Source organism: Burkholderia cepacia (genome assembly GCF_001039005.1).
GTDB lineage: Bacteria > Pseudomonadota > Gammaproteobacteria > Burkholderiales > Burkholderiaceae > Burkholderia > Burkholderia theae.
Map to the genome: position 1 here is coordinate 93,421 of NZ_LDWR01000016.1, position 24,336 is coordinate 117,756.

Sequence of the window (24,336 nt, forward strand, 5' to 3'; positions counted from 1 at the left end):
GTGGCTTTTTTCGGTGCGTATCGGCGCGATGCGCGCGTCAGTGGTTGCCTGTCGCGTCGGCCCGGCGATACAGGCGCGGCCATTGATCCTGGAACAGGCCGTTGCACGTGCCGTGCGTGGCGATGTCGTGGAGCACGAAGCGTCGGCCGTCGAAGATCCATGACGCGGTCGAGCCGCAATCGCCGGCACTGCGCAGCCTGACCTTGCTCGACAGCGTCGCGTTGGCGGTATCGTAGCCGGCCTCGGTCAGTTCGTTCGCGAACGACGCCGAATCGAGGCCCGCGTTCGCGTTCTCGCCGAAATTCATTGCCGTCGGCGCGTACGGCGCGGTACGTCGCACGCGGTACCACAGGTCGGTGTGGTTATACATGCTGCTCGTCTGGCACGGTATCGCGACGAGCGCTTCGTCGGCCGAGATCGCTACGGCGCGCGACACCTTCCTGCGATTACCGGCCGACATCTCGTCTTCGACATCGGCCGCACATTGCTTCACGTCGCTGCCGAATTTCGCGAGCACCGCGTCGACGAGCGGGCGCGGCTCGGCGGCCGACAGGTCGGCGACGGGCGGCGCCGGTGCGATGGCGGGCGGCAGTGCCGGCGCGGCAGGCACCGACGACGCGGGCCGGGTGCCGGGGCGCAGCAGCGCGGTGACCGTGCCGACGCGGCCCTGCGTGTCGTCGATCAGCAGCAGCGCGGCATTCAATCCCGACAACGGCGTGGGGGCGGCTTGCGCCGACGCCGGATCGCCGAAACTCAGCAGTTGCGCATTGCGCGCCGCCGCGAGCCATGCAGCAACCGTGGCCGGATCGCTCGTCCGGATCCGGAACGGGTACGTGTCGTCGCCGGTCTTGTCGCCGGATGCATGCCATTGAGCCGGCATCGCATCGAACGGGCGGCCGTCGACGCGGGCGGTGCGCAGGTCCAGCGGTGCCGACGCGAAGATGTCGAGCGACGCCGGTGCGTCGGGGCCGGCATCGCGCGTCACGCGCAGGATGAGGCTGGTGCGTGCATCGTCGATATCGTCGGCGTGGCTTTCGGCGATGCAGCGGTTGCCGTTGTCGCAGATGACCGACCAGCTCTTGAAGTCGCGCTCGACTGGCGGCCGCGCGAGCGGGCGAGCCTGCGTAGCGAGCGGGGAAGTCACGAGGAGGGCGGCGAGGGCGAGCGAAAGGCGGTGCGACATGACGGTTCGTATCGGCTGTGAATGGGCGGGCGGAAGACGTCGGACTGCAAGCGCATCGTCAGCAAGCGGTGTACGTGGATTGCAGCGGTGCATGATGCGGCGCGCTTTGGCGAATGAGACCGAGTATACCGCCGCAACGGGTAGCGACCGACGCGGCGATGCGTTGTGTGCGGGCACGTACGTTGCTCACCGGCAGCGGCCGGGTATGTACAGATGAGGAAACGGCGCGATGCCCGCAGGCACCGAGCCGTTCGTTTTTTCAAGGACTGTCGATCACGTCGCGCTATCCCTTCACGCACACCACCTGACGCAGCGTATGCACCACTTCGACGAGGCTGCGCTGGGCCGCCATCACCGCGTCGATGTCCTTGTAGGCCATCGGGATTTCGTCGACCACGCCCGCGTCCTTCCGGCATTCGACGCCTTGCGTCGCCTTCACCTGGTCGGCGGCCGTGAAGCGGCGCTTCGCTTCAGTGCGGCTCATCGTCCGGCCCGCGCCGTGGCTGCACGAACAGAAGCTTTCCGGGTTGCCGAGCCCGCGCACGATGAAGCTCTTCGCCCCCATCGAACCCGGAATGATCCCGAGCTGCCCCTTCTGCGCGGACACCGCGCCCTTGCGCGTCACGAGCACGTCTTCGCCGAAGTGGCGTTCGCGCTGCACGTAGTTGTGGTGGCAGTTCACCGCGTGCTCGTCGACCGCGAACGGTTTGCCGATCACGCCGCGCGCCGCGCCGATCACCGCGTCCATCATCGCCTGCCGGTTGCGCCGCGCGTAGTCCTGCGCCCAGCCGACCGCTTCGAAGTAATCGTCGAAGTGCCGGCTGCCTTCGGTGAAGTACGCGAGGTTGCGGTCCGGCAGGTTCGCGATGTGCTGCCGCATGTCGGCCTGCGCGAGTTCGATGAACAGGCTGCCGATCGCGTTGCCGACGCCGCGCGAGCCGCTGTGCAGCATGAACCACACGTGGTCCGCTTCATCGACGCACACTTCGATGAAGTGGTTGCCGGTGCCGAGCGTGCCGAGATGCGCGTAGTGGTTCGTCTTTTCCAGCTTCGGATACTTGTCGACGATCCGCTGGAAACCCGGCTGCAACGCTTTCCACGATTCGGTCACAGCGGCCGGCGTGCGATCGCCCCACGCACCCGGATCGCGGCGGCCCGGCGCGCGGCCGTGCGGCACCGCGCGTTCGATCGCGCTGCGCAGCCTCGCGAGCGAGTCCGGCAGGTCGGACGCCGTCAGCGTCGTGCGCGCGGCCATCATCCCGCAGCCGATGTCGACGCCGACCGCGGCCGGAATGATCGCGCCCTTCGTCGGAATCACGCTGCCGATCGTCGAGCCCTTGCCGAGGTGGACGTCCGGCATCACCGCGACGTGGCGGAAGATGAACGGCATCTGCGCGGTGTTGCGCAGTTGCGCGCGCGCTTCGTCCTCGACGGCGACACCTTGCGTCCACATCTTCACCGGCTTGCCGTGCGCCAGTTCCATCAACTGATAATCCATGTTGCTCATCTGCTTCACCTGATTCGTTCATTCGTCCGGCGCGGCACCTCTATGCCGCGCCGTTTCATGCCCTAAGCGCCCTTGATGCTGACGAGTCCGTTCAGCACCTGGTCGAGACCGCCGAACACCGAGATGCGGTCGATCCGTTCCGCGACGCGCTCGAGCGTTTCCAGCTCCTTGAGCCGCAGCGCGGTCGGGTTTTCTTCCATCACCTTTGCGGTGTTCAGCAGAGAACGCGTTGCCGCCGTTTCCTCGCGGCGGCGAATCACGTTCGCCTGCGCGGCCTTTTCGGCTTCGACCACCTGCGCGAGGATCGTCTTCATGTCGCCCGGCAGCACGATATCCTTCACGCCGACGCTGCGCACGTCCACGCCCGAGTTTTCGAGGCGTGCACGCACCTGCGCGATCACGACGTCGTCGATCGACTGCTTGTCCTCCAGCAGCTCGTCGAGCGAGCGCGTGCCGACGGCCGCACGCAGTGCGAACTGCAGCTCGCGATACAGGTGTTCGACCGGCTTCTGCAACTGGCCGAACGCATGCAGCACGTCCGCATAGCACCACGTCGCCGACAGGTTCAGCCGCAGCGCGACCTTGTCGCGCGTCAGGATTTCCTGCCCGCCGACTTCGAGCGCCTGCACGCGCAGGTCGACGAATTCGACCGCGACGTCGCGGTTGAAGCGCCAGAACGCCGACACGCCCGCGTCCAGCAGCCGCTCGATCTTGCCGTCGATCTTCAGCACGCCGACGTGGTACGCCGGCACCTGCGCCAGCAGCACGCCCGTCAGGCCCGCCACGCCGCGCGCACGCAGCGCCGGTTGCACGATGCGCTTCACGAGTGCGGCCGGCAGCATGCTGTTCTCCGCGAGATCGACGCGTTCGAGACGGTGCGTGGTCAGGCCGCGCCAGTACAGACGGCGCGTGCCCGGCGCGAGGATCTCGACGAGCACGTCGTCTTCGTAACGCAGGCCCGCTTCGTCGTCGGCGAGATCCATCGCGACGAAGTATTGCCCGAGCACGTCCTGCGCGTCGTGGCGCAGGTAGTCGGCCAGCGCCTCGTCGGCGAGCGGCGCGTCGAGACGCGCGGTCTGCACCGACAGGCGCTTGAACGGATCGAAGGCCTTGAACACGCCCGGTTCCAGCACCTTCACGAAATCGCCCTCGCTCATCAGCAGTGCGCGTTCGTTCTTTTTCACTACATGACGCTTCCACATATTCTTGTCCTTTTTTTAAATGACCGCCGGGTGACGCGCATCGTGCGGATCACGGTGCGACGCAATCGGGCGGGTGGCGCGGGGGCCGGCGCGGACGCTGCACGGCGACGCATCCTGCATCGCGTCGTCGTGCGCATTCGCGCGGGCCGTCCGGCCGCCCGGCCGATCGCGCGGAACCGCAACCGGTCCGACGCGCGGCGGGCCTTGCGGCCCGCACCGGCGGGTACTGCTTCCATCAATAGACTGCCCTTGCGGACAGTGTTCGAGCGGGATTCGAACCCGCTACACACCTGCTTTCGCAGGCTGCTCTACCCAAATGAGCTACCGAACGGTGGGCGCCCCGGGATTCGAACCCGGACGTGGCATGCCTGTGCGCGCCCCTTTGCCTTCGTCTGTCCATGGCGGCATGCGCTGCCGCGACGAACGAGGTTCGGCGGCGGTGCACCAGCAGGGCTTTTTGAACCCTGGCTCGCGGGCCAGCGGGACATCCGGCGCCTTCTATTTAGCGAGGAGCGTGCCAGTGGGCGCGGCCGCGCTCGAAAAATTTCTTAATCGATTGAAAGTAAAGGGAAATTGAGTTTGCGGAGTGGGGTCGCGACGGCCTTGTTTGTGCGGAGCAATCGAGAAAATCCGATACAATCGGATCGCCTCTTATCCCATGAGATAAACATGCGAAAGACCGTCGCAATCGGTTTTCTCGGCACGGTGCTCGACCAGGGCGGCCGCGCGCCGCGTCGCTACCGCAAATGGCGGCCGACGATCTCGTTGTGCGAGCAGCCCGACCTGCCGATCGACCGGCTCGAACTGCTGCATCCGCTGAGCCACACGCGTCTCGCCGAACAGGTGCGGGGCGATCTCGCGCGCCTGTCGCCGCATACCGACGTGCGGCTCACGCCGATGACGATCCACGATCCGTGGGATTTCGAGGAGGTCTATGCGACGCTGCACGACTACGCCCGCGCGTATCCGTTCGACCTCGACCGCGAGGACTACCTGATCCACATCACGACCGGCACGCACGTCGCGCAGATCTGCTGGTTCCTGCTCGCGGAAGCGCGCTACCTGCCCGCGCGCCTCGTGCAGACGGGGCCGCCGCGGCAGACCGACGAAGGGCCGAGCGGGCCGGGCACGGTATCGGTGATCGATCTCGACCTGTCGCGCTACAACCGGATCGCGCAGCGCTTCACGCGCGAACGCGACGAAACGGTGTCGTTCCTGAAGGCCGGCATCGCGACGCGCAACGCGCGTTTCAATGCGCTGATCGAGCAACTGGAGCGCGTGGCCGTGCGTTCGCGCGCGCCGATGCTGCTCGTCGGGCCGACGGGCGCCGGCAAGTCGTTTCTCGCGAAACGCGTGTACGAGCTGAAGCGCGGCCGCCATCGGCTCGCGGGGCCGTTCATCGAGATCAACTGCGCGACGCTGCGCGGCGACGCGGCGATGTCGACGCTGTTCGGTCACGTGAAGGGCGCGTTCACCGGCGCGCAGTCGGCGCGCGCGGGGCTGCTGCGCGCGGCGGACGGCGGTTTGCTGTTTCTCGACGAGATCGGCGAACTCGGGCTCGACGAGCAGGCGATGCTGTTGAAGGCGATCGAGGAGAAGCGCTTCCTGCCGGTCGGCGCGGATGTCGAGGCGACCAGCGATTTCGAGCTGATCGCGGGCACGCACCGCGACCTGCGGCAGATGGTGGCGGCCGGCACGTTCCGCGAGGATCTCTATGCGCGGATCAATCTGTGGACGTACGAATTGCCGGGGCTGGCCGAGCGGCGCGAGGACATCGAGCCGAACCTCGAATTCGAGCTCGACCGGTTCGGCCGCGAGCAGGGCGAGCAGGTACGTTTCAACGTCGAGGCGAAGCGGCGCTATCTCGCGTTCGCGGCGTCGCCGCGCGCGGCGTGGGCCGGCAACTTCCGCGAGTTGTCCGCATCGGTCACGCGGATGGCGACGCTGGCCGATGCGGGGCGGATTACCGAGGATCTGGCCGAACAGGAAGTCGAGCGGCTGACGCGCACGTGGTCGTTACCGGGTGGCGCGGGGGCGTGCGACACGTGCGTCGACGCGGTGTTCGGTGCGCGTGCGGCGGAACTCGACCTGTTCGATCGCGCGCAACTCGAACGCGTGCTCGACGTGTGCCGCGTGTCGGCGAGTTTGTCGGAAGCCGGGCGCACGCTGTTCGCGGTGTCGCGGCAGAGCAAGAAGCAGCCGAACGATGCGGACCGGCTGCGCAAGTATCTTGCGCGGTTCGGGCTCGATTGGGACGGCGTGCGGAAGGCACTCGACGCGGCGCGTTAAGTGCGGCGGCGCGGATGCTGCGTGGTGCCGGAAGACTCCGTACGCGTGCGGGTGCGGGTTTGGTTATGTCGCTGTTGCTGCGGCCGCCGCTTGCCGGAACGGCGCCAGGAATGCCCAGTCCGGCTGCGCTGCCGCGACATCCGCCAACCCGTGCGCAAACGCATGCGCCGGCAGCCACGGATATCCGAACGACGCATGCAGCACGTCGAGCTTCATCGACCGCGGATCGTCGATCGTATCCATCCGCGCGATATGAATGTGCAGCGCGGCGATCCGCGCCACGCCTTCACCGTCACACGCGAACTGCCAGCGGTACGCGCCATGCCCGATTCGCAACGCGCCGTTGTCCTTCTGCCGCATCACGACGAGCCACGGCATCGTGCTGACGCCATGCGCGTCGACGGTCGGTTCCGTGCAGAGGTAATAGGTCCGGCACCGCTCGAACCGCTCGCCGAATTCCTCGACCAGCGTGCGTGCAATGGCTGCCGCGCCCGCCACGCGCGGCGGAAAATCGATATCGTCGCTCGCAAGCGAAAAGCTCAGCTCGGCATCGGCCGCGAAGCAGTCGGCGATCAGCGCGGGCCGGTTCTGGTCCTTCGCGCGCAAATAGCATTCGAGCAGCGCGCGAACCGGCGCGGGATCAAGCGGGAAAGGCATGGTCGAGCCTCCTTAATCGGGAAATCGGGCCGCACGCTCCGCATGCGTGTGCGGTGGATACGCGGAACGTTGCGGGCTGACGTAATCGAACGCGTACTCAGGCATGGCAGATCGCGATGATCTCCGCGCTCGTCGCGTCGTCGAACGGCGCGCGTAGCCAGTCGCCGTACCAGTCGGCCGACGAGAATCCGGCGGCCGCCACGCGTGCCCGCAGTTCCGATTGCGCGATGAAACGCAGCCGGCTCGCGTTCGTGAGCCGCGATTCGTCGCGGCGGAAGCGGTAGTGCGTGTCGAACGTCACGATCGCGCCGTCGACCGCGCTCACCGCATGATGGAGATCGACGACGCCGAATTCGCGCGATTCGACGCTGCATGCCGAATGCTCGGGCGTCCACGCACGCCACGGCGCGACGCGCGGGTTGCGGGTGTCGAACAGGAAGCGGCCGCCGTCGGCGAGCACGCGCCGCACGCCGCGCAACGCCGCGTCGATTGCGTCGTCGGTCAACAGGCACTGGAACGCGTGCCCGGTCATCACGACCGCGTCGAACGGCGCGCCGGGCGGCAGGCCGTCGAGTGCGCACGCGTGCCAGCGCACGGCGTCGGCACCCGGCTGGCGTCGTGCGTAATCGATCATCGCCGGCGCGGGATCGATCGCGACGACGTCGTGCCCGACCGCTGCGAGCCGGCGCGCGAACGTGCCGGTGCCGCAACCGAGATCGAGAATGCGTTGGCGTGCAGTGCCAATGACGGACGCGTAGAACGCGAAGTCGTGATCGCCCGAATTGAACAGGTCGTAGACTGCGACGAGGCGCGGGTCAGTGTAGAGGGCTTCGCCGGCGGGCGCCGTGCCGAACGTCATGCGGCCGCGCGCATCAGCGCTGCTGCACGGCCACGCGCAGCCCGAGCGTGATGAAGATCGAGCCGATGATCTTTCCCTGCCAGCGCGTGAGCCACGTGAGCCGCTTCACGATGCGGCCGAGCGGGCGGATCGAGCACGCGATCAGCGTCGTGTAGAGCGAGCTGAGCACGACGAAGATCAGCCCGAGCACCGCGAACTGCACGAACGTCGAGCCGCGTTCCGGATGCACGAACTGCGGCATGAACGCGAGGAAGAACAGCGCGGTTTTCGGGTTCAGCACTTCGGCGGGAATCGCCTGCAGGTACGCCTTGAGCGGCGTGACGGGCGACACTGTCGGCAGCGACGGATCGGACGCTTTTTCCAGCAGCGCGCGCACGCCGAGATAGATCAGGTACGCGGCACCCACCAGCTTGACGACGTTGAACGCGAGCGCCGACGTCATCAGCAGCGCCGACAGCCCGACGGCCGCGAACAGCGTGTGCACGAAATCGCCGCTTGCGACGCCGAGACCGGTCAGGATGCCGGTCTTGCGCCCGCCCTGCACGGTGCGGCTCAGCACGAGCAGCACGGCGGGGCCGGGGATCAGGAACAGGCCCAGAACGACGGCCGTGAAGGTGGTCAGCGTGGTCAGGTCGAACATGGCGGCTCCGGCAGGTTGGCGCAGCGGCGGGGATCGGGGCATTGTATTCGGTTCGGCGCGCGGCCGCAGGCGCGGCCGGCGAACGGCCCGGCTGCGCCTGCGCCTTTCTGGTATAAGCACGAAAGGGCGCGCGGGCACGGCGTCCGGCTTCTTCCCTCGTCGACCGTTTCATGCGCAACCTTCCACCGCACACCGATCCCGCAGCGGACGCCGCCGTGTATCACGTGCCGCGTCCGCTCGTCGTCTTCGGCGGCTCGGTCGTCGAGCCCGAATGGCGGCTGGAGCGGCACAGCCATCGCCAGGCGCAACTGCTCTACACGCTGAGCGGCGTCATCTATTGCGAGATCGACGGTGGTGTGTGGAGCGCACCGCCGCAATGCACGGTGTGGATACCGGGCGACGTCCCGCATGCGGCGCGCGGCTCGGCCGGCGCGACGTTCTACGCGGTGCTGGTCGAACCCGACGCCGCGCTCGACCTGCCCGCGCGCTGCTGCACGCTGTCCGCGTCGCCGCTGTTGCGCGAGCTGCTGCTGAAGGCGGCGAGCTTCCCGAACCTGTACGACGTCGACGGGCCGCAGGGGCGGCTGATGGCGACGCTGCTCGACGAACTCGTCGCGGCGCCGGTCGAGGATCTGTACCTGCCGATGCCGGCCGACCGCCGGCTGCGCAAGCTGGTCGACCACCTGCTCGACGATCCGGCCGACAAGTCGCCGCTGCCCGAACTCGCGCGACGCGCGGGCATCAGCGAGCGCAGCCTGACGCGGCTCGCCACCAAGGAGCTTGGGATGAGCCTCGGCGACTGGCGCCGGCGCCTGCACGTCGCGCTGTCGCTGCGGATGCTGACGACCGGCCGCCGCGTGCACCAGATCGCGATCGATCTAGGCTACGAGAGCGCGAGCAGCTTCGTGACGATGTTCCGCAAGGCGACCGGCAAGTCGCCGACGCAATTCCTGACCGACCGGCAACGCTGAACGCGCGGATCGCGCCGGCGCGCGCGATTGGCCGGATTGAAAAAGCTCTTGGCCGGGATGAGAAATGACGTGTCGGGCCTCGATCCATAAAATGAGAATCGTTCTCATCTGGAGGCCGACATGCAGATCGTCACGACTGAATTCCCGTTTGTCTGGTTGCGTTACGCGCGCTCGCCGCACACCGATCCTACCCACCTGATTGATGCACTCGACGCGTTGCTGGCGCGCCGCGAACGCTTCGTTCTTCTGACCGACGACGCGCCGTCCGGCGACGATCACGACGCCGGCGACCACGAACTGCGCAAGCAGCTCGCGAAGTGGAGCAAGGCCAACCGCGCGCAGTCGCGCGAATGGATCCCCGCGATGATCGCGATCGAGCCCGATGCATCGCGGCGCGTCGCGCTCGACGCGTTTTCGGGCACGTTCGCGAAGGTCTGGGGCTATCCGCTGCACGCGGCGGCGACCCGCGACGACGCGCTCGCGCTGGCGCAACGGCTGCTCGACGAACCGGCGCGCGGCGCCGCGGCGGCGAACGGCTGAACCGGCTGAACCGGCGGCCGCGCCGGCGGCGCGGCTTTCCTCGACATGCATGCACGGCGCGCACACACGCGCGTCGCGGCATGCTGCAACCACGCAGGGGTGTCCGGTGGACAATCCGATCCGCGCGATGCGCATCTTCACGCGCATCGTCGAAATGAACAGTTTTACGCGCGCGGCGCAGGTGCTCGGCATTTCGCGCGCGACCGCGACGCGCACCGTGCAGGAGCTCGAAGCGGCGCTCGGCATGCCGTTGCTGGTGCGCACGACGCGTGCGCTGCGTGCGACGCCTGAAGGCGACGCGTACTACCGGCGCTGCCTGAGCATCACGGCGGACGTCGATGAACTCGAAGCCAGTATCCGCGGCGCCGCGCTGCGTCCGAGCGGGCCGCTGCGCGTCGAGCTGCCGGGATCGGTGGCGGGTGCGATCGTGCTGCCGGCGCTCGGCGAATTTCACGCGCGGCATCCCGATCTCGTGTTGATGCTGGGCGTGTCCGGGCGCGCGGCCGATCGCGTCGGCGACTCGACCGACTGCAGCATCCGGCTCGGCGAGCTGCCCGATTCGTCGCTCGTCGCGCGCCGCCTCGGCGCGCTCGAACGCGTGACGTGCGCGAGCCCCGCGTATCTCGACCGCCACGGAGCCCCGCGCACGCTCGACGAGCTTGCCGCGCATCGCGCGGTCAGCGGGGCGTTCGTGCCCGGTCAACGCGTGGCCGAACTCGATTTCACGGTGGATGGCGCGGTGCGCAAGGTCCGGCTCGACGGCATCGTCAGCGTCGACGACGAGCAAGCGTATCTGGCGTGCGGCGTGCATGGTCTCGGGCTGATTCAGCCGCCGCGTATCGCCGCGCAGCCGCTGATCGACGCGGGACGGCTGCGGGAAGTGCTGCCGCGCTGGCGACCGGGCGTGATCGCCGTGTCGGCCGTCTACGTGAAGCGTCCGCACGTATCGCCCGGCGTGCGCGCGTTCGTCGACTGGATCGTCGAGCGGTTTGAGCAGGATCGGGAGGGCGTGGTCGTCGCGGGGGCCATGGCGCGACGGCCGGTGCCGGAGATCATCGAGATGAACGACCGCGAGGACAGTCAGGTGGCGATGGCGTGAACGAGGCGCGCTGAACGAAGGCGGATCAATCGTTCGCGAGGTGGAATGCGCCGGCCATCCGCTCCTGTTCCCGCGCGGGCAGTGCGAGTCGCGTCGCAGGGTGAGGTCCGGTGCATGGCGATGTAAATATTCTGGCGATTATTGGTCGTGTTTCGCCAGAATATTTTCTTTTTGATGTCAGTCCAGTCGAGACAAGCCCGTGTGCATTCGGAGCGAAGCGCCAGGTGCAGAGCGCTTCGGCCGCCGCGCGTTGTCCATGCCGGACGCATGTAGCGACCGCGGTTCGCGCGATCCGCACTGTGCTCCCTACACTGCCCTCAACCGCCCCAGTTCCTCCGCCAGAAAATCGACGAACGCGCGAATCCGCGCGGACATCTGGTGACGCTGCGCATACACCGCGTAGATGTCGGCGCTCGGTGTTTCATGGTCGGGCAGCACGATCACCAGGCGGCCGTCGGCAAGATAGTCGCGGATATCCCATTCCGCGCGCATCAGGATCCCGTGCCCGTCGAGCGCCCACTTCACGGCGATTTCGCCGTCGTTCGTCGTCAGGTTGCCGTTGATCCGCACGGCTTCCGTGTTGCGCGCCGCGCCGCGGCTGCTCGTCAGCCGCCACACGCCGTAGCCCTCGTCGCCCTGCCGGATGCCGATGCAGTTGTGCCGCGTCAGGTCGTGCGGCGTGGCGGGAATCCCGTGCCGCGCGAGATACGCGGGCGCCGCGCACAGCAGCCGACGGTTCGGCGCGAGCCGCCGCGCGATGACGCGCGTGTCGGGCGGCTCGCCGAAGCGGATGCACACGTCGAATGCATCGTCGGTGAGCGGCGGCGGCATCACCGACAACTGCAGTTGCACCGACACCTCCGGATAGCGCGCGACGAAGCGCGAGATCGCGGGGCCGACGTGGCTGCGCCCGAAGCCGAGCGTCGCGTTCACGCGCAGCAGCCCCTTCGGGCGCTGCTTCGCACTGCCGAGCAGTTCGCCCAGTTCGTCCATCTGGTCGAGGATCCGGCGCGCGTAATCGAGATACACGTCGCCTTCGGGCGTCAGCATCATCCGCCGCGTCGTGCGGTTGACGAGCGTCACGCCCGCGCGCCGCTCCATCTGCGTGAGCCGCTTGCTGACGGCCGCCGCGGTCAGCCCGAGTTCGCGCGCGGCCGCGCTCAGGCTGCCCGATGCGGCCAGCGTCGAGAAGAAGCCGAGATCGGCCGGCTGGACGGTATCCGCCATGACGGGATTCGTGAATTGAAGTTAAAGATGCTTTGAGTCTAGCACCGGTTCCTGCACTACCGGTTCGGTAAAGTGCGTTCACGCTCACGATCAATCGAGGATGTCCGCATGAAGACCTACCGTATCGCAACGATTCCCGGCGACGGCATCGGCAAGGAAGTGGTGCCGGCCGGCAAGCAGGTGCTGGAAGCGCTGGCCCGCGGCAGCGACCGCTTTGCATTCGCGTTCGAGGATTTCGACTGGGGCGCCGACTACTACCGCCAGCACGGCGCGATGATGCCGGCCGACGGCCTCGACGCGCTGCGCGACAAGGACGCGATCCTGTTCGGCTCGGCGGGCGACCCCGACGTGCCCGACCACGTGACGCTGTGGGGGCTGCGCCTGAAGATCTGCCAGGGCTTCGACCAGTACGCGAACGTGCGCCCGACGCGCATCCTGCCCGGCATCGACGCGCCGCTGAAGCGCTGCGGGCCGGACGACCTGAACTGGGTCATCGTCCGCGAGAACTCCGAAGGCGAATATGCGGGCGTCGGCGGCCGCGTGCACCAGGGCCATCCGATCGAGGCCGCGACCGACGTGTCGATCCTCACGCGCGCCGGCGTCGAACGCATCATGCGCTATGCGTTCCGGCTCGCGCAGTCGCGTCCGCGCAAGCTGCTGACCGTGATCACGAAGAGCAACGCGCAGCGGCACGCGATGGTGATGTGGGACGAGATCGCGAAGCAGATCGCGCAGGAATTCCCCGACGTCACGTGGGACAAGGAACTCGTCGACGCGGCGACCGCGCGCATGGTCAACCGGCCGGCGTCGCTCGACACGATCGTCGCGACCAACCTGCACGCGGACATCCTCAGCGATCTCGCCGCCGCGCTCGCCGGCAGCCTCGGCATCGCGCCGACCGGCAACATCGATCCCGAGCGTCGTTATCCGTCGATGTTCGAGCCGATCCACGGTTCCGCGTTCGACATCATGGGCAAGGGGCTCGCGAATCCGGTCGGCACGTTCTGGTCGGTCGTGATGCTGCTCGAGCATCTCGGCGAAACGGAGGCCGCCGCGCGCGTGATGCAGGCGATCGAGGCCGTGACGGCCGACCCGTCGCTGCACACGCGCGATCTCGGCGGCAGCGCGACCACCGCGCAGGTGACGGCGGCCGTCTGCGAGCGCGTCGCGAACGCGGTGACCACCGCCTGACGATCTTGCCGATCACGGCGGTGCGTGCGCGCAACCGGTAACGCGGCTGCCGCCCGTTCATCGTCCGCCGTATTTTCCTGCCCGCGACTCGCGCGTTCGACGTGAGCCGGGCGCCGGCCCGCACGCTTCGTGGCGGCGCCGGCGAGCATTCACAGACAGAGCACGGCTCGACCTCGAAGGAGGAGACACATGCAAGCGGAACTCGAAACCCGCGTCGCGCGGAAACTGATGTGGCGCATCATTCCGTTCGTGATGCTGCTTTACTTCGTCAGCTTTCTCGATCGCGTCAACGTTGGGTTCGCCGCGATGACGATGAACCACGCGATCGGCCTGTCGCCGACCGCGTTCGGATTCGGCGGCGGGCTGTTCTTCATCGGTTACTTCCTGTTCGAGGTGCCGTCCAACCTGATCCTTCACCGCGTCGGCGCACGCATCTGGATCGCGCGCGTGATGATCACATGGGGCCTCGTGTCGGCAGTATCCGCATTCGCGGCCGGGCCGACCAGCTTCTACGTGCTGCGCTTCCTGCTCGGCGTGGCCGAAGCCGGGTTCTTCCCCGGCATCATCCTGTACCTGAGCCTGTGGTTCCCCGCGAAGCAGCGCGCGGTGGCCGCCGCGTGGTTCATGGCGGCCGCGCCGATCTCGACCGCGATCGGTTCGCCGCTGTCCGGCGCGATCATGCAGATGCCGCCGATGTTCGGGCTCGCCGACTGGCAGATGCTGTACATCGTCGAAGCGCTGCCGGCGGTCGTGCTCGGCTTCGTCGTGCTCAAGTGCCTGACCGATTCGCCGTCGAAGGCCGCGTGGCTGCGGGCGGAAGAGCGCGACTGGCTGATCGCGAAGCTGAAGGCCGAAGCCGACGCGCGCCACACGCATGTCGGGCATACGGCCGGCGCGTGGCAGGCGCTGCGCGATCCGCGCGTGCTGGCGCTCGCGCTGATCTACTTCGGCACGTCGGCCGGGCTGTACACGCTCGGTCTGTGGGCGCCGCTGATGGTCAAGCAGTTCGGCTTCACCGCGTTGCAGACGGGCTTGCTCACCGGCATCCCGAGCATTGCCGCCGTCATCGCGATGATCGCGTGGGCGCGGCATTCGGATCGCACCGGCGAGCGCACGTGGCACGTCGTGATTCCGTGCGTGCTTGCGTGCATCGGTTTCGTGTTCGCGGGGCAGGCGAGCACCGCGCTGCTGACCGTGCTCGCGCTGGTCGTCGTCAACATCGGGATCAGTGCCGCGAAGGCGCCGCTGTGGGCGATGCCGAGCGCGTTCCTGTCCGGCGCCGGCGCGGCCGCCGGGATCGCGATGATCAACTCGATCGGCAATCTCGGCGGGTTCGTCGGGCCGTTCGCGATCGGCTGGCTGAAGCACGTGACGGGCGGGTATGCGGCAGGGCTCTATGTGGTGGCGGGCACGCTCGCGGTGTCGGCGATCGTCACGCTGATGCTGAGTCGGAAGGGCGCGAGGGAAGAGGCCGTGGCGGGCGTGCGGCATCACCCGTAAGCGCGACACGTGCACTGAAACGCCGGACCGGCGCGCATCCCGTGCCGGTCCGGCGTACTGCGTCATGAAGCCCGATCACGCATGCGTCAGCGTCGCCGTATAGCACCGACTTCACGACGGTGCCCGGCATGAATTGCAACTCGCAAATCGGCTTGCTCGGGCCGCGGCCCGATTTCTCTGTTGGCGTGGCGGGTTCTCCCGTGAGGGGGAACCCGACGCACGCATCCCCCATCACTGCGCATGGCCTTCTCCCGGCGATGGCCAATGCCCGACGGTCGTGAATCCGTTCCGGACGAACATGACGCACCACGTACAGGTCTTTCACACACTGCATCTCGATTATCTGTAAATCAAATGTCAATTGATTCTTGATAATCGTTGAAAGACAGAGAATATCAAGAATTGATAAATCGTGTCGTTTCGATGGACGGCGGTGTGTTTGCCGATGTATTAATGTCCGCTCGCGCCCACTTCGCGCGCACATGCCGTGCGTCGGCTGGTCCAGACCATTCAGCCGATCGCTTCTGAGAGAGCCGGACGTATGACTTCATATAACGAAAATCTTGTCGAGCATTACCGCTCATCGATCAACAATGCTGCCGTGCTCGAAGCCATCGCGCAACGCGCTCTGAAAAACGCTTGCATGGTCTCAAGCATCGAATGCACCGTGCATTGAATCCTGCCCATTTGCGCAAACGTTGCCGTCTCGCCTGAACAACGCTTGACATTCTTTAACGCGTATTCACGGCCGCGTGTCAGCTTTGTAGTCGATCATTTGGCGATCCAGTCGCCGTAGTGCGAATCGGGAATCTCGGGGTAGATAAAAATAATGAACAAGAATCAATATCGTCTGGTGTTCAGCCGCGTGCGCGGCATGTTGGTCGCTGTCGAAGAAACGGCAAATGCAACGGGGAAGACCAGCCGGGGAGAGTCGGTTTGCTTGACGGCTGGCAGTGTTCAACGTGTGCTCTCGCGGTTCGCGCTTCGTCACGTGGCCTTTGCGGCATTGGTGGCAGGCGGTGCAACGCCGGTTTGGGTCGATGCCCAGGTGGTCGGCGCCGGCGCGCATGCGCCGTCGGTGATTCAGACGCAAAACGGTATTCAACAGGTCAACATTACGAAACCTTCGGGTGCGGGGGTTTCTCTTAATACCTACTCGCAATTCGATGTACCGAAGGCTGGCGTTATCGTCAATAACTCGCCGGTGCTGACGAACACGCAGCAAGCGGGTTATATCAACGGCAATCCGAATTTCGGCGCGAACGATGCGGCCAAGATCATCATCAATCAGGTCAACAGCAATAATCCTTCGCAACTGAAAGGTTTTGTCGAAATTGCCGGGCAGCGCGCCGAAATGATTATTTCCAATCCGTCCGGATTGGTCGTGGACGGTGGTGGTTTTATCAATACATCGCGCGCAATCCTCACGACGGGAACCCCGAATCTGAATGCAGACGGATCGTTGGCCGGTTTCAACGTCACCCGCGGCCTGATTACCGTGCAAGGCGCGGGCCTGAATGCCACGAATGTGGATCAGGTCGATCTGATTTCCAGGGCAGTGCAGGCGAATGCCGCCATTTACGCGTCGAACCTGAATGTCGTGACTGGCGCGAATCAGGTGAATCACGACACGCTCCAGACGACCCGAATTCAAGGCGACGGCACCGCCCCTGCCGTCGCGATCGACGTGGGTCAATTGGGCGGTATGTACAGCAACCGGATTTTTCTGGTCGGGACCGAGGGGGGCGTCGGGGTCCGAAACGCCGGGACGATCGCGGCCGATGCAATGGGCCTGACGCTGACGACGGATGGTCGATTGGTGCAATCGGGCAAGGTCAGTTCGCTCGGTAGCGTCGCGATATCGGCAGCAGGCGGCATCGAGAACAGCGGTACGACTTACGGTCAGCAGTCGGTATCGCTGAATACCGGTGCCGATGTTGTCAATACCGGCACGGTAGCCGCGCAGCACGACGTGGGCGTGACGGCGGGGTCGCTGAACTCGACGGGTCTGCTCGGCGCGGGCGTGGACAGTAACGGTGCCGTCACGCAAGCCGGCGACCTGCAAGTCACGACGACGGGCCAATTGAACGCGACGGGCAAGAACGTTGCGGGTGGCAACGTTTCGGCGACAGGCTACGGCGTGAACCTCGCAGGCAGTACGACGGCCGCGAACGGTAACCTGTCGATGACCGCGACGGGCGGCGACGTGAATCTCGCGAATGCGACGACGAGCGCCCAAGGGGCGGTGACGGCAAACGCCGCCGGCACGGTCATCAACGACCACGGCAACCTGACGAGCGGTGGCAGTACGACGCTGACGGGGGCCAACGTGTCGAACCAGAGCGGGAGTGTGTCGTCGCAAGGGCCGCTGTCGGTGACGGCCGCTGGACAGATTGCCAACCAATCCGGCTTGCTGGTGTCCGAAAGCACGATGGCACTGCGCGGTAACACCATCGCGAACAATCAAGGCACGATCCAGAGCGCGGGCCGCGCGACTGTCGACGGAAGCACGATTGACAATACAGCGGGACGGGTAACGTCTGTCGGTACTGATGGGCTGGTGTTGACGGCGACCGGTCAGCTCACGAACGTGGCCGGCACGACGGCGAACGGTGCACAAGGCGGCGTGATCGGTGGCAACGGCGATGTGACCGTGCAAGGCGGCAATATCGTCAACCGGGCGACGATCACGTCGAACACGAATCTTCGTGTTGCCGGCCAGTCGATCGACAACGACAGCGGGACGCTGAAGGCTGCGCAGAACGTCGCGGTCGATGCGGGCGCGCACCTGTCGAATAGCGGCGGCGCGATCACCGGCCAGACGGCCACCCTGTCCGGCACGACGCTCGACAACAGTTCGGGCACCGTGCAGGCGGATCAAGTGTCGTTGAACGCAACCAACGTGGTGAACCACGCAGGGACGATCACGCAGACCGGCACAGGTGCGATGACGGTCAATGTGTCGAACACGCTCGACAATTCGAGTGGTGGCACGCTGCAAACCAACAGTACCGACCTGACGCTTGCTCCCGCGTCGCTGGTGAACGACGGAGGCACGATCACGCATGCCGGTACCGGCACGCTGACGCTCGGCAATGGATCGGGATCGATTAGCAACGCGGGAGGGGAGGTCGTCAGCAACGGACAAATTTCGGCTCAATCCGCGACGCTTGTTAACACGAACGGAACCATCAGCAGTAAGGCGGGCCTCGCGGCAACCGTAACCGGTACGCTGAATAATTCGAGCGGCAAATTGCTGTCGAGCGGAAACCTGAGCGTCGAGGGCGGCACGCTGACGAATGCAAACGGCGTGATCGGCTCGGCCGCCAACGCGACGATTCAGGTCGTCACACTGACCAACAGCGGCCAGATCATGGCGGGCCAAACGGCTACTATCGGCGCGACATCAGTCGATAACAATTCAGGCACGATTCAGGGCGCTCAAGTCGGATTGACGGCGAGCAATGTATCGAATCAAGGCGGCACCATCACGCAGACCGGAACCGGTGCGATGGCCGTCAACGTCTCTGACACGCTCGACAATTCGAACGGCGGTACGCTGCAAACCAACAGTACCGACCTGACGCTTGCTCCCGCAACGCTGGTGAACGACGGAGGCACGATCACGCATGCGGGCACCGGTACGTTGACGCTCGGCAACGGAACGGGGTCGATATCGAACGTTGGAGGGGCGATCGCGAGCAACGGGCATGTCGTCGCTCAATCCGGCTCGTTGAACAACACCTTGGGTTCGATTACCGGCCAAACCGGCTTGACGGCCACGGTTGGCGGCGCGCTGAACAATACAAACGGCAAGCTGCTGTCCAATACGGACCTCGGCATCACCAGCGGTACGCTGACGAATGATGGCGGCCAGATTGGCGCGAGCACGAACGCGTCGATTCAGGTCGGGTCGATGACCAACCAAGGCGGATCGATTGTCGCCCCCAATCTGTCGGTCACTGCGAATTCGACGCTTGACAATAGTGGCGGCAAACTCGAAGCCAATCAGCTCGCGCTGACAGCGAAGGATTTGACGAATCACGGCGGTACCGTGACGCAGTATGGATCGGGGGCGATGGGTGTCAATGTCAGCGACACGCTGGATAACTCGGCGGCCGGCGTCATCCAGACGAACAGCACGGACCTTACGCTCGCCCCGGCCCAATTGAACAATGCGGGCGGTACGATTACGCATGCCGGCACGGGGACGCTGACGATCGAGCCAGGCAACGGCGCGAGCGGGCTTAACAACGCAGCGGGGACCATCGTCACCAAGGGGCAAGCGGTTGTCGACGCGAGCAGCTGGGACAACTCAGGCGGCATTTTTGCCGCTCAGCGCGGCATTACCAGCACGATCGCGGGCGACGTGAACAACGCGCAAGGGCTGATTCGCTCGGGTACGTCATTGTCGCTGACGAATGGTGGCGTGTTGGTGAACCAGACCGGGCATATTCAGGCAGGTCAGCAAACGGCGGGTGACGCGAACACGCTCTCCATTCAATCCGGTTCGATCAACAACGCTGACGGCGCGATTGCCGACCTTGGCGGCGGCAAGATGACCGTGCAAGGTGCTAGCCAGATCACCAACAGCCACGCGGGCAACGTGCAGGGCATGGGCGCGATCACCGGCAACGGCGATGTAACGGTCAGCGCGGCATCGATTTCCAACACGCAAGGCGGGCAACTGAGCGGCGCAAGCCTCCACGTTCACGGGGCGACCTTGGACAACAGTGGGGGGCAAATCGGTAACGTCACGAATTCGAGCGGAAACGTGGATGTGACGACGAGCGGCGCGATCACGAACACAAACGGGCAAATCAGCTCGACGCACGACCTGACGGTAACGGCCTCGACGCTGCAAGGCGGAGGCGCGTACAGCGCGACGCACGATGCCAACGTGAACCTGCAAGGCGACTACACGGCAACGTCCAATACTCAGTTCAACGTCGGTAACAACCTTGCCTTTACGCTGCCCGGCACCTTCACGAACAACGCGACCCTGCAATCGGTCAACGGCCTGAGCGTCGACGCAGGCAACATCGTCAATACCGGCGCGTTGTCGGCGGGTGGGCTGCTGCATACGCAATCGGGCAACCTGTTCAACACAGGGGCATTGGTTGGCGGTAGCGTATCGCTCAACGCGACGGGAACGGTGTCGAACGTCGGGCCGACTGCGTTGATTGGCGCATCGGACAGCAACGGCACACTTGAAATCCTCGCGAACGACATCGAGAACCGCGACGATACGACCGCGGCCGACACGATGGCGACGACGGCGATTTTCGGTATGGGTAAGGTCGTGCTCGCGGGCGGCAAGGATGCGAGCGGCAATTACACGAACGCGGCGCTGGTCAACAACTCGTCGGCGTTGATCCAGTCCGGCGGCGACATGGAATTGCATGCCGACAAGGTGACGAACACACGTCGCGTAATGACGACCTCGACCGGCTCGATTGATCCGTCGACGTTGGCACAGTTTGGCGTTCCCATTAAAGGCCAGACCGGGCAAGTCGGCGTGAAAGACCCGACCAGCATCGGCGGCGTGTATACCGATCCGCCCCACGGTGGCCAGTGGAACAGCACATATCAGTACACGACCTATTACGCGGACAGCGCGACCGCAACGACCGTGACGAGCATCAGCCCGGCCGCGCAAATCGTGTCGGGTGGCAGTATCAATGCGTCAACGGTCGCCAACCTGCAAAACTACTGGAGCAGCATCACGGCGGTCGGCAATGTCCAGATGCCGAAGAACTACGATGCCAACGGTTTTGCCGCCACAGGTCAGCAGGCGCCGAGCGTGACCGTGTCGTATTCCGGCCAGTATCACTACAACAACTACGACAATAGCGAATACAACTGGCAATTGCCGTTTGGCAATGCTCCGTTCGTGACGGGGCGTCCGGGTGGTTATACGCAGGCCGCGCCGGCATCGGTCAAGCAATATTCGTTGCCGGGCTACGATTCGACCTTGGGTACGAACGGGACGATCTCCGGCACGGGTGTCAGCATCAACAACACGGCCGGCAATGCGTCGATTCCGTCGCTTGGTTTGCTGCCCGGACAAGCGGTGGCAGGGCTGACATATGGCACGGTCAGCGGTAGTGCCAGCGTGTCGAAGACCGCGGGCGGGATGGTGAACGGGGCAATCTCCGGTTCGCCGGTGCAATCGGCGACCGTGAACGGAAAATCCGTTGCGCCGGTCGATCCGATTATCGCCAGCGCAACGGCGCTGAACGTGCTGAACAACCTCACGATTCCGCAGGGTGGGTTGTATCGGCCGGACCCGTCGCCGAACGCGAGCTACGTGATCGAGACAAACCCGGCGTTCACGAACCAGAAGAACTTCATTTCGAGCGACTACTTTTTCGGTCAGCTTGGCGTCGACCTCACCCATATTCCGAAGCGCCTGGGTGATGGTTTCTATGAGCAACAGCTCGTTCGGAACGAGGTGACGGCACTGACCGGCAAGGCGGTGTTGGGTCCGTACTCGGATCTGCAGACGATGTACGAGTCGTTGATGGCGGCGGGTGCGGCGCTGGAGAAGCAACTCAATTTGCCGCTCGGTGCGAGTCTGTCGGCCGATCAGGTGTCGAAGCTGACCGGCAACGTCATCATGATGGAAACGCGCGTGGTCGACGGCCAGTCGGTGCTGGTACCGGTCGTGTATCTCGCGCAGGCGAACCAGCAGAACATCAACGGCCCGCTGATTACCGCGACTGACATCGACTTGAAGGACGCGCAGAACTTCACGAACAGCGGCACGATGAAGGCGGACAACACGCTGTCGATTCAAGGCAAGCAGATCGACAACGCGTTCGGTGCGCTGCAAAGCGGCGGCCTCATGTCGTTGACGACGACGGGCAATGTCGATTTGACCTCGGCGAAGGTCAAGGCTGGTGATCTGAACATCGACGCGGGCGGCAACTTGATTCTCGATACTGCGACGAAGGCCGATACGCGCGTGAGTCGCGACGGTGCGACGAGCGTCACGACAACGCTCGGGCCGATCGCTCAACTTGACGTGACGGGTGATGCCGCGATCAAGACGGGAGGAAATTTCCAGCAGAACGCGGGCAACTTGTCGGTCGGCGGTGATCTTGGCATGAACGTCGGGGGTAACTGGGATCTCGGTGCGGTCCAGACTGGCGAACACAAGATCGTGCAGCGCGCGAACGGCGTGTCGAACACCGACATCAACAATGTAGTCGGCAGCGCGGTGAAGGTCGGTGGCGTATCGAGTATCGGCGTCGGTGGGGACATCACCGCGCAAGGTGCGCAAATTGAGTTCGGCCAGGGTGGCACGGTTGCTGCGAAGGGCAATATCTCGCTTGGCACGGCGAGTGCGACGTCGACCGTGAACAGCAATAGTTCAGGCAGCGACAGTCACGGCAGCTACGCGGAAACGCTGCATACGTCCGACCAGGCGCTGACCGGTACAACACTCAAAGGCGGCGATACGGTCACGCTTGCGTCGGGTAAGGACCTTACGATCAACGGCAGTACGATCAGCCTCGACAAAGGCAATGCGAACCTGCTGGCAGCAGGCGATGTGAACATCGGCGCGGCAACCGAAACGCATGAGCTGAATTCGCACGAAACACACAGCCACAGCAATGTCGTAAGCGGCGCGAAGGTTGCGAGCGGGATCGACCAGACGGCGACCTATAGCCAGGGGAGCACGGTGTCGGCCGACGGTGTCAACATCGTCAGCAACCGAGACATCAATGTGACGGGCAGCAACGTCGTTGGCACGAACGACGTTAGGTTGCAGGCAACGCGCGACGTCAATATCAAGACCTCGCAAGATTCGACTCAATCCTCAAGCTATTACGAGAAGAAGGAATCGGGTCTCCTCACGAATGGTGGTCTTTCAGTGACTGTGGGTTCACGCTCGACCGCGCAACAGGACCAAAATAGCTCGGTAACGAACAAAGGGAGCGTGATCGGATCGTCGCAAGGCAATGTCACGATCCAGGCGGGGAAGGATGCGACGATTACGGGTAGCACGGTCGTCGCCGGCCAGGATGTCGGAATCACGGGCCAGAATGTGACGGTGAACGCTGCGTACGACACCTACAAGGACGCGCAATCGCAGCAGTTCAGCCAATCCGGTTTGAGCGTCGGATTGGGGGGCGGCTTGGTTGGACTCGGGCAGTCGATGGCAAGCGTGGTTCGCCAAGGCCAGCAGTCGGGCGATTCGCGTGTCGCGGCGGTACAGGCCGTTGCAGCCGCCGAACAGGCTTATCAGAACCGTGGCGGGATCAAGGATGCGGCCAATGCACTGTCGAGCGGTAACGTGAGCGAGGCCGCCAAGGGCGTTCAGGTGCAGATCAGCATCGGTTCGAGCCATAGCAGCAGCAATTCAACGACATCGATCACGAGCGCGAAAGGTTCGTCGGTCATCGGTAACGGCAACGTATCTATCACGGCGACTGGTACGCAGGACGCGAATGGAAACGCTCAGGCGGGCACTGGGAATATCGCGATGACCGGGGCGACGGTTCTGGGCAAGAACGTCGCGCTCGATGCGAACAACGCGATCACGCTGCAAAGTGCGCAGAGTACTGAGCAGGACACGAGTTCGAATAGTTCCAGCGGGTGGAACGCCGGAGTTGGGATTGGGGTTGGAAAAAATACCGGTATCAGCGTATTCGCGAACGGTACGAACTCGCACGGCCAAGGCAACGGCGACAGCGCCACGCAGACCAACACGACCGTTACGGCAGGCAATGCGCTGACGATGCGGTCGGGCGGCGATACGACGCTGACTGGTGCACAGGTATCGGGTGATAAGGTCAAAGCGGATGTCGGTGGCAACCTGACGATGACGAGCGTTCAGGATACGTCGAACTACACCAGCAACCAGCACAACAGTGGCGTCAGCGGCAGCTTCACGTTCGGTTACGGAGGCGGGGTTGACGCGTCGATCGGCCATACCGGCATCGACGCCAACTATGCGTCTGTGAATCAGCAAACAGGTATCGTGGCTGGCAAGGGCGGTTTCGATGTGAACGTGGTGAACCACACGCAACTGAACGGCGCACAGATCGCCAGTGCGGCACCGGCCGAAAGTAATACGCTGACGACGGGAAGTTTGGGTTTCTCGAACATTCAGAATTCGATGTCGTATTCGGCGTCGTCGGAAGGTTTTTCAACGTCAAGCGGTCCGAGTTTTGCGCAGACAAGTGATCATGCGAGCGGTGTCACGCAGGCAGCGGTGAGTCCGGCGAAGATCGTTGTGAAGTCCGATCAGCAGAATGGCACCGACAGCACGGCGGGTCTGTCGCGTGACTCGACGAGCGCGAATCAGACCGTACAAAACACTTTTAATTTGCAGCAGGTTCAGAACGATCTGGCTTTCGCGCAGGCATTCGGCAAGGCAGCGACCTTCGCGGTTGCGGAAGCCGCGACGCAGCTTGAGAACAGCAGCCCGCAAATGAAGGCACTGTTTGGTGAGGGCGGGGC

General features: G+C 64.8%; 14 protein-coding genes and 1 tRNA gene. 7 read left to right on the plus strand and 8 right to left on the minus strand.

The window, feature by feature from the left end; genetic code table 11:
- Positions 1–37 precede the first annotated feature (37 nt).
- The 4 genes from VL15_RS10025 to VL15_RS10040 all read right to left on the minus strand — a co-directional run bounded on the left by VL15_RS10025 (position 38) and on the right by VL15_RS10040 (position 4,223).
- On the minus strand, positions 38–1,183 hold the full coding sequence (locus VL15_RS10025) for a DUF1176 domain-containing protein (RefSeq protein ID WP_048245318.1): 1,146 nt from the start codon (positions 1,181–1,183) through the stop codon (positions 38–40).
- Between the two features lie 283 nt (positions 1,184–1,466).
- Positions 1,467–2,690, minus strand: coding sequence for an RtcB family protein (locus VL15_RS10030; RefSeq protein WP_048245340.1), 1,224 nt, complete (start codon positions 2,688–2,690; stop codon positions 1,467–1,469).
- Between the two features lie 62 nt (positions 2,691–2,752).
- On the minus strand, positions 2,753–3,892 hold the full coding sequence (locus VL15_RS10035; RefSeq protein WP_048245319.1) for a slipin family protein: 1,140 nt from the start codon (positions 3,890–3,892) through the stop codon (positions 2,753–2,755).
- A 258-nt stretch (positions 3,893–4,150) separates the two neighbouring features.
- A tRNA-OTHER gene (locus tag VL15_RS10040) sits at positions 4,151–4,223 on the minus strand.
- Positions 4,224–4,561: 338 nt separating this feature from the next.
- Here VL15_RS10040 and rtcR point away from each other — a divergent pair.
- Entirely contained in the window at positions 4,562–6,181 is a 1,620-nt protein-coding gene (gene rtcR / locus VL15_RS10045) for an RNA repair transcriptional activator RtcR (protein WP_048245320.1), read from the plus strand.
- A 63-nt stretch (positions 6,182–6,244) separates the two neighbouring features.
- On the opposite strand, the gene VL15_RS10050 is transcribed toward rtcR, so the two are convergent.
- From VL15_RS10050 to VL15_RS10060, 3 genes are all read right to left on the minus strand, one after another.
- Entirely contained in the window at positions 6,245–6,838 is a 594-nt protein-coding gene (locus tag VL15_RS10050; protein ID WP_048245321.1) for a nuclear transport factor 2 family protein, read from the minus strand.
- Between the two features lie 97 nt (positions 6,839–6,935).
- On the minus strand, positions 6,936–7,697 hold the full coding sequence (locus VL15_RS10055) for a class I SAM-dependent methyltransferase (protein ID WP_048245322.1): 762 nt from the start codon (positions 7,695–7,697) through the stop codon (positions 6,936–6,938).
- 13 nt (positions 7,698–7,710) lie between these two features.
- Positions 7,711–8,337, minus strand: a complete 627-nt coding sequence (locus VL15_RS10060) for a LysE family translocator (RefSeq protein ID WP_048245323.1) — start codon at positions 8,335–8,337, stop codon at positions 7,711–7,713.
- A 170-nt stretch (positions 8,338–8,507) separates the two neighbouring features.
- Here VL15_RS10060 and VL15_RS10065 point away from each other — a divergent pair, with 170 nt between their 5' ends.
- The 3 genes from VL15_RS10065 (at position 8,508) to VL15_RS10075 (ending at position 10,947) form a co-directional block, all read left to right on the plus strand.
- The gene (locus tag VL15_RS10065; RefSeq protein WP_048245324.1) at positions 8,508–9,308 is read left to right on the plus strand and encodes an AraC family transcriptional regulator; all 801 of its coding nucleotides are present in this window, start codon (positions 8,508–8,510) and stop codon (positions 9,306–9,308) included.
- Positions 9,309–9,428: 120 nt separating this feature from the next.
- Positions 9,429–9,848: an ATP--cob(I)alamin adenosyltransferase gene (locus VL15_RS10070; RefSeq protein WP_048245325.1), complete on the plus strand. Its 420-nt coding sequence runs from the start codon at positions 9,429–9,431 to the stop codon at positions 9,846–9,848.
- A 106-nt stretch (positions 9,849–9,954) separates the two neighbouring features.
- The gene (locus VL15_RS10075; protein ID WP_048245326.1) at positions 9,955–10,947 is read left to right on the plus strand and encodes a LysR family transcriptional regulator; all 993 of its coding nucleotides are present in this window, start codon (positions 9,955–9,957) and stop codon (positions 10,945–10,947) included.
- A 306-nt stretch (positions 10,948–11,253) separates the two neighbouring features.
- On the opposite strand, the gene VL15_RS10080 is transcribed toward VL15_RS10075, so the two are convergent.
- Complete coding sequence (locus VL15_RS10080; RefSeq protein WP_048245327.1) at positions 11,254–12,174, minus strand: LysR substrate-binding domain-containing protein; 921 nt, start codon at positions 12,172–12,174, stop codon at positions 11,254–11,256.
- Positions 12,175–12,282: 108 nt separating this feature from the next.
- Between VL15_RS10080 and VL15_RS10085 the strand changes: the two genes are divergently transcribed.
- The 3 genes from VL15_RS10085 to VL15_RS10095 all read left to right on the plus strand — a co-directional run.
- The gene (locus VL15_RS10085; protein ID WP_048245328.1) at positions 12,283–13,365 is read left to right on the plus strand and encodes a tartrate dehydrogenase; all 1,083 of its coding nucleotides are present in this window, start codon (positions 12,283–12,285) and stop codon (positions 13,363–13,365) included.
- 189 nt (positions 13,366–13,554) lie between these two features.
- Positions 13,555–14,865 (plus strand): MFS transporter, encoded by a 1,311-nt coding sequence (locus tag VL15_RS10090; RefSeq protein WP_048245329.1) that lies wholly within the window; start codon positions 13,555–13,557, stop codon positions 14,863–14,865.
- An 829-nt stretch (positions 14,866–15,694) separates the two neighbouring features.
- Positions 15,695–24,336 (plus strand): hemagglutinin repeat-containing protein (locus tag VL15_RS10095; protein ID WP_048245341.1); only part of this gene is annotated, 8,642 nt, incomplete at its 3' end.

Bases quoted from the DNA above. Each gene is read 5' to 3' on its own strand.
- VL15_RS10035 (WP_048245319.1), bottom strand. From the start codon at position 3,892: ATGTGGAAGCGTCATGTAGTGAAAAAGAACGAACGCGCACTGCTGATG.
- VL15_RS10090 (WP_048245329.1), top strand. From the start codon at position 13,555: ATGCAAGCGGAACTCGAAACCCGCGTCGCGCGGAAACTGATGTGGCGC.
- VL15_RS10055 (WP_048245322.1), bottom strand. From the start codon at position 7,697: ATGACGTTCGGCACGGCGCCCGCCGGCGAAGCCCTCTACACTGACCCG.
- VL15_RS10070 (WP_048245325.1), top strand. From the start codon at position 9,429: ATGCAGATCGTCACGACTGAATTCCCGTTTGTCTGGTTGCGTTACGCG.
- VL15_RS10025 (WP_048245318.1), bottom strand. From the start codon at position 1,183: ATGTCGCACCGCCTTTCGCTCGCCCTCGCCGCCCTCCTCGTGACTTCC.
- VL15_RS10060 (WP_048245323.1), bottom strand. From the start codon at position 8,337: ATGTTCGACCTGACCACGCTGACCACCTTCACGGCCGTCGTTCTGGGC.
- VL15_RS10085 (WP_048245328.1), top strand. From the start codon at position 12,283: ATGAAGACCTACCGTATCGCAACGATTCCCGGCGACGGCATCGGCAAG.
- VL15_RS10030 (WP_048245340.1), bottom strand. From the start codon at position 2,690: ATGAGCAACATGGATTATCAGTTGATGGAACTGGCGCACGGCAAGCCG.
- rtcR (WP_048245320.1), top strand. From the start codon at position 4,562: ATGCGAAAGACCGTCGCAATCGGTTTTCTCGGCACGGTGCTCGACCAG.
- VL15_RS10050 (WP_048245321.1), bottom strand. From the start codon at position 6,838: ATGCCTTTCCCGCTTGATCCCGCGCCGGTTCGCGCGCTGCTCGAATGC.
- VL15_RS10065 (WP_048245324.1), top strand. From the start codon at position 8,508: ATGCGCAACCTTCCACCGCACACCGATCCCGCAGCGGACGCCGCCGTG.
- VL15_RS10080 (WP_048245327.1), bottom strand. From the start codon at position 12,174: ATGGCGGATACCGTCCAGCCGGCCGATCTCGGCTTCTTCTCGACGCTG.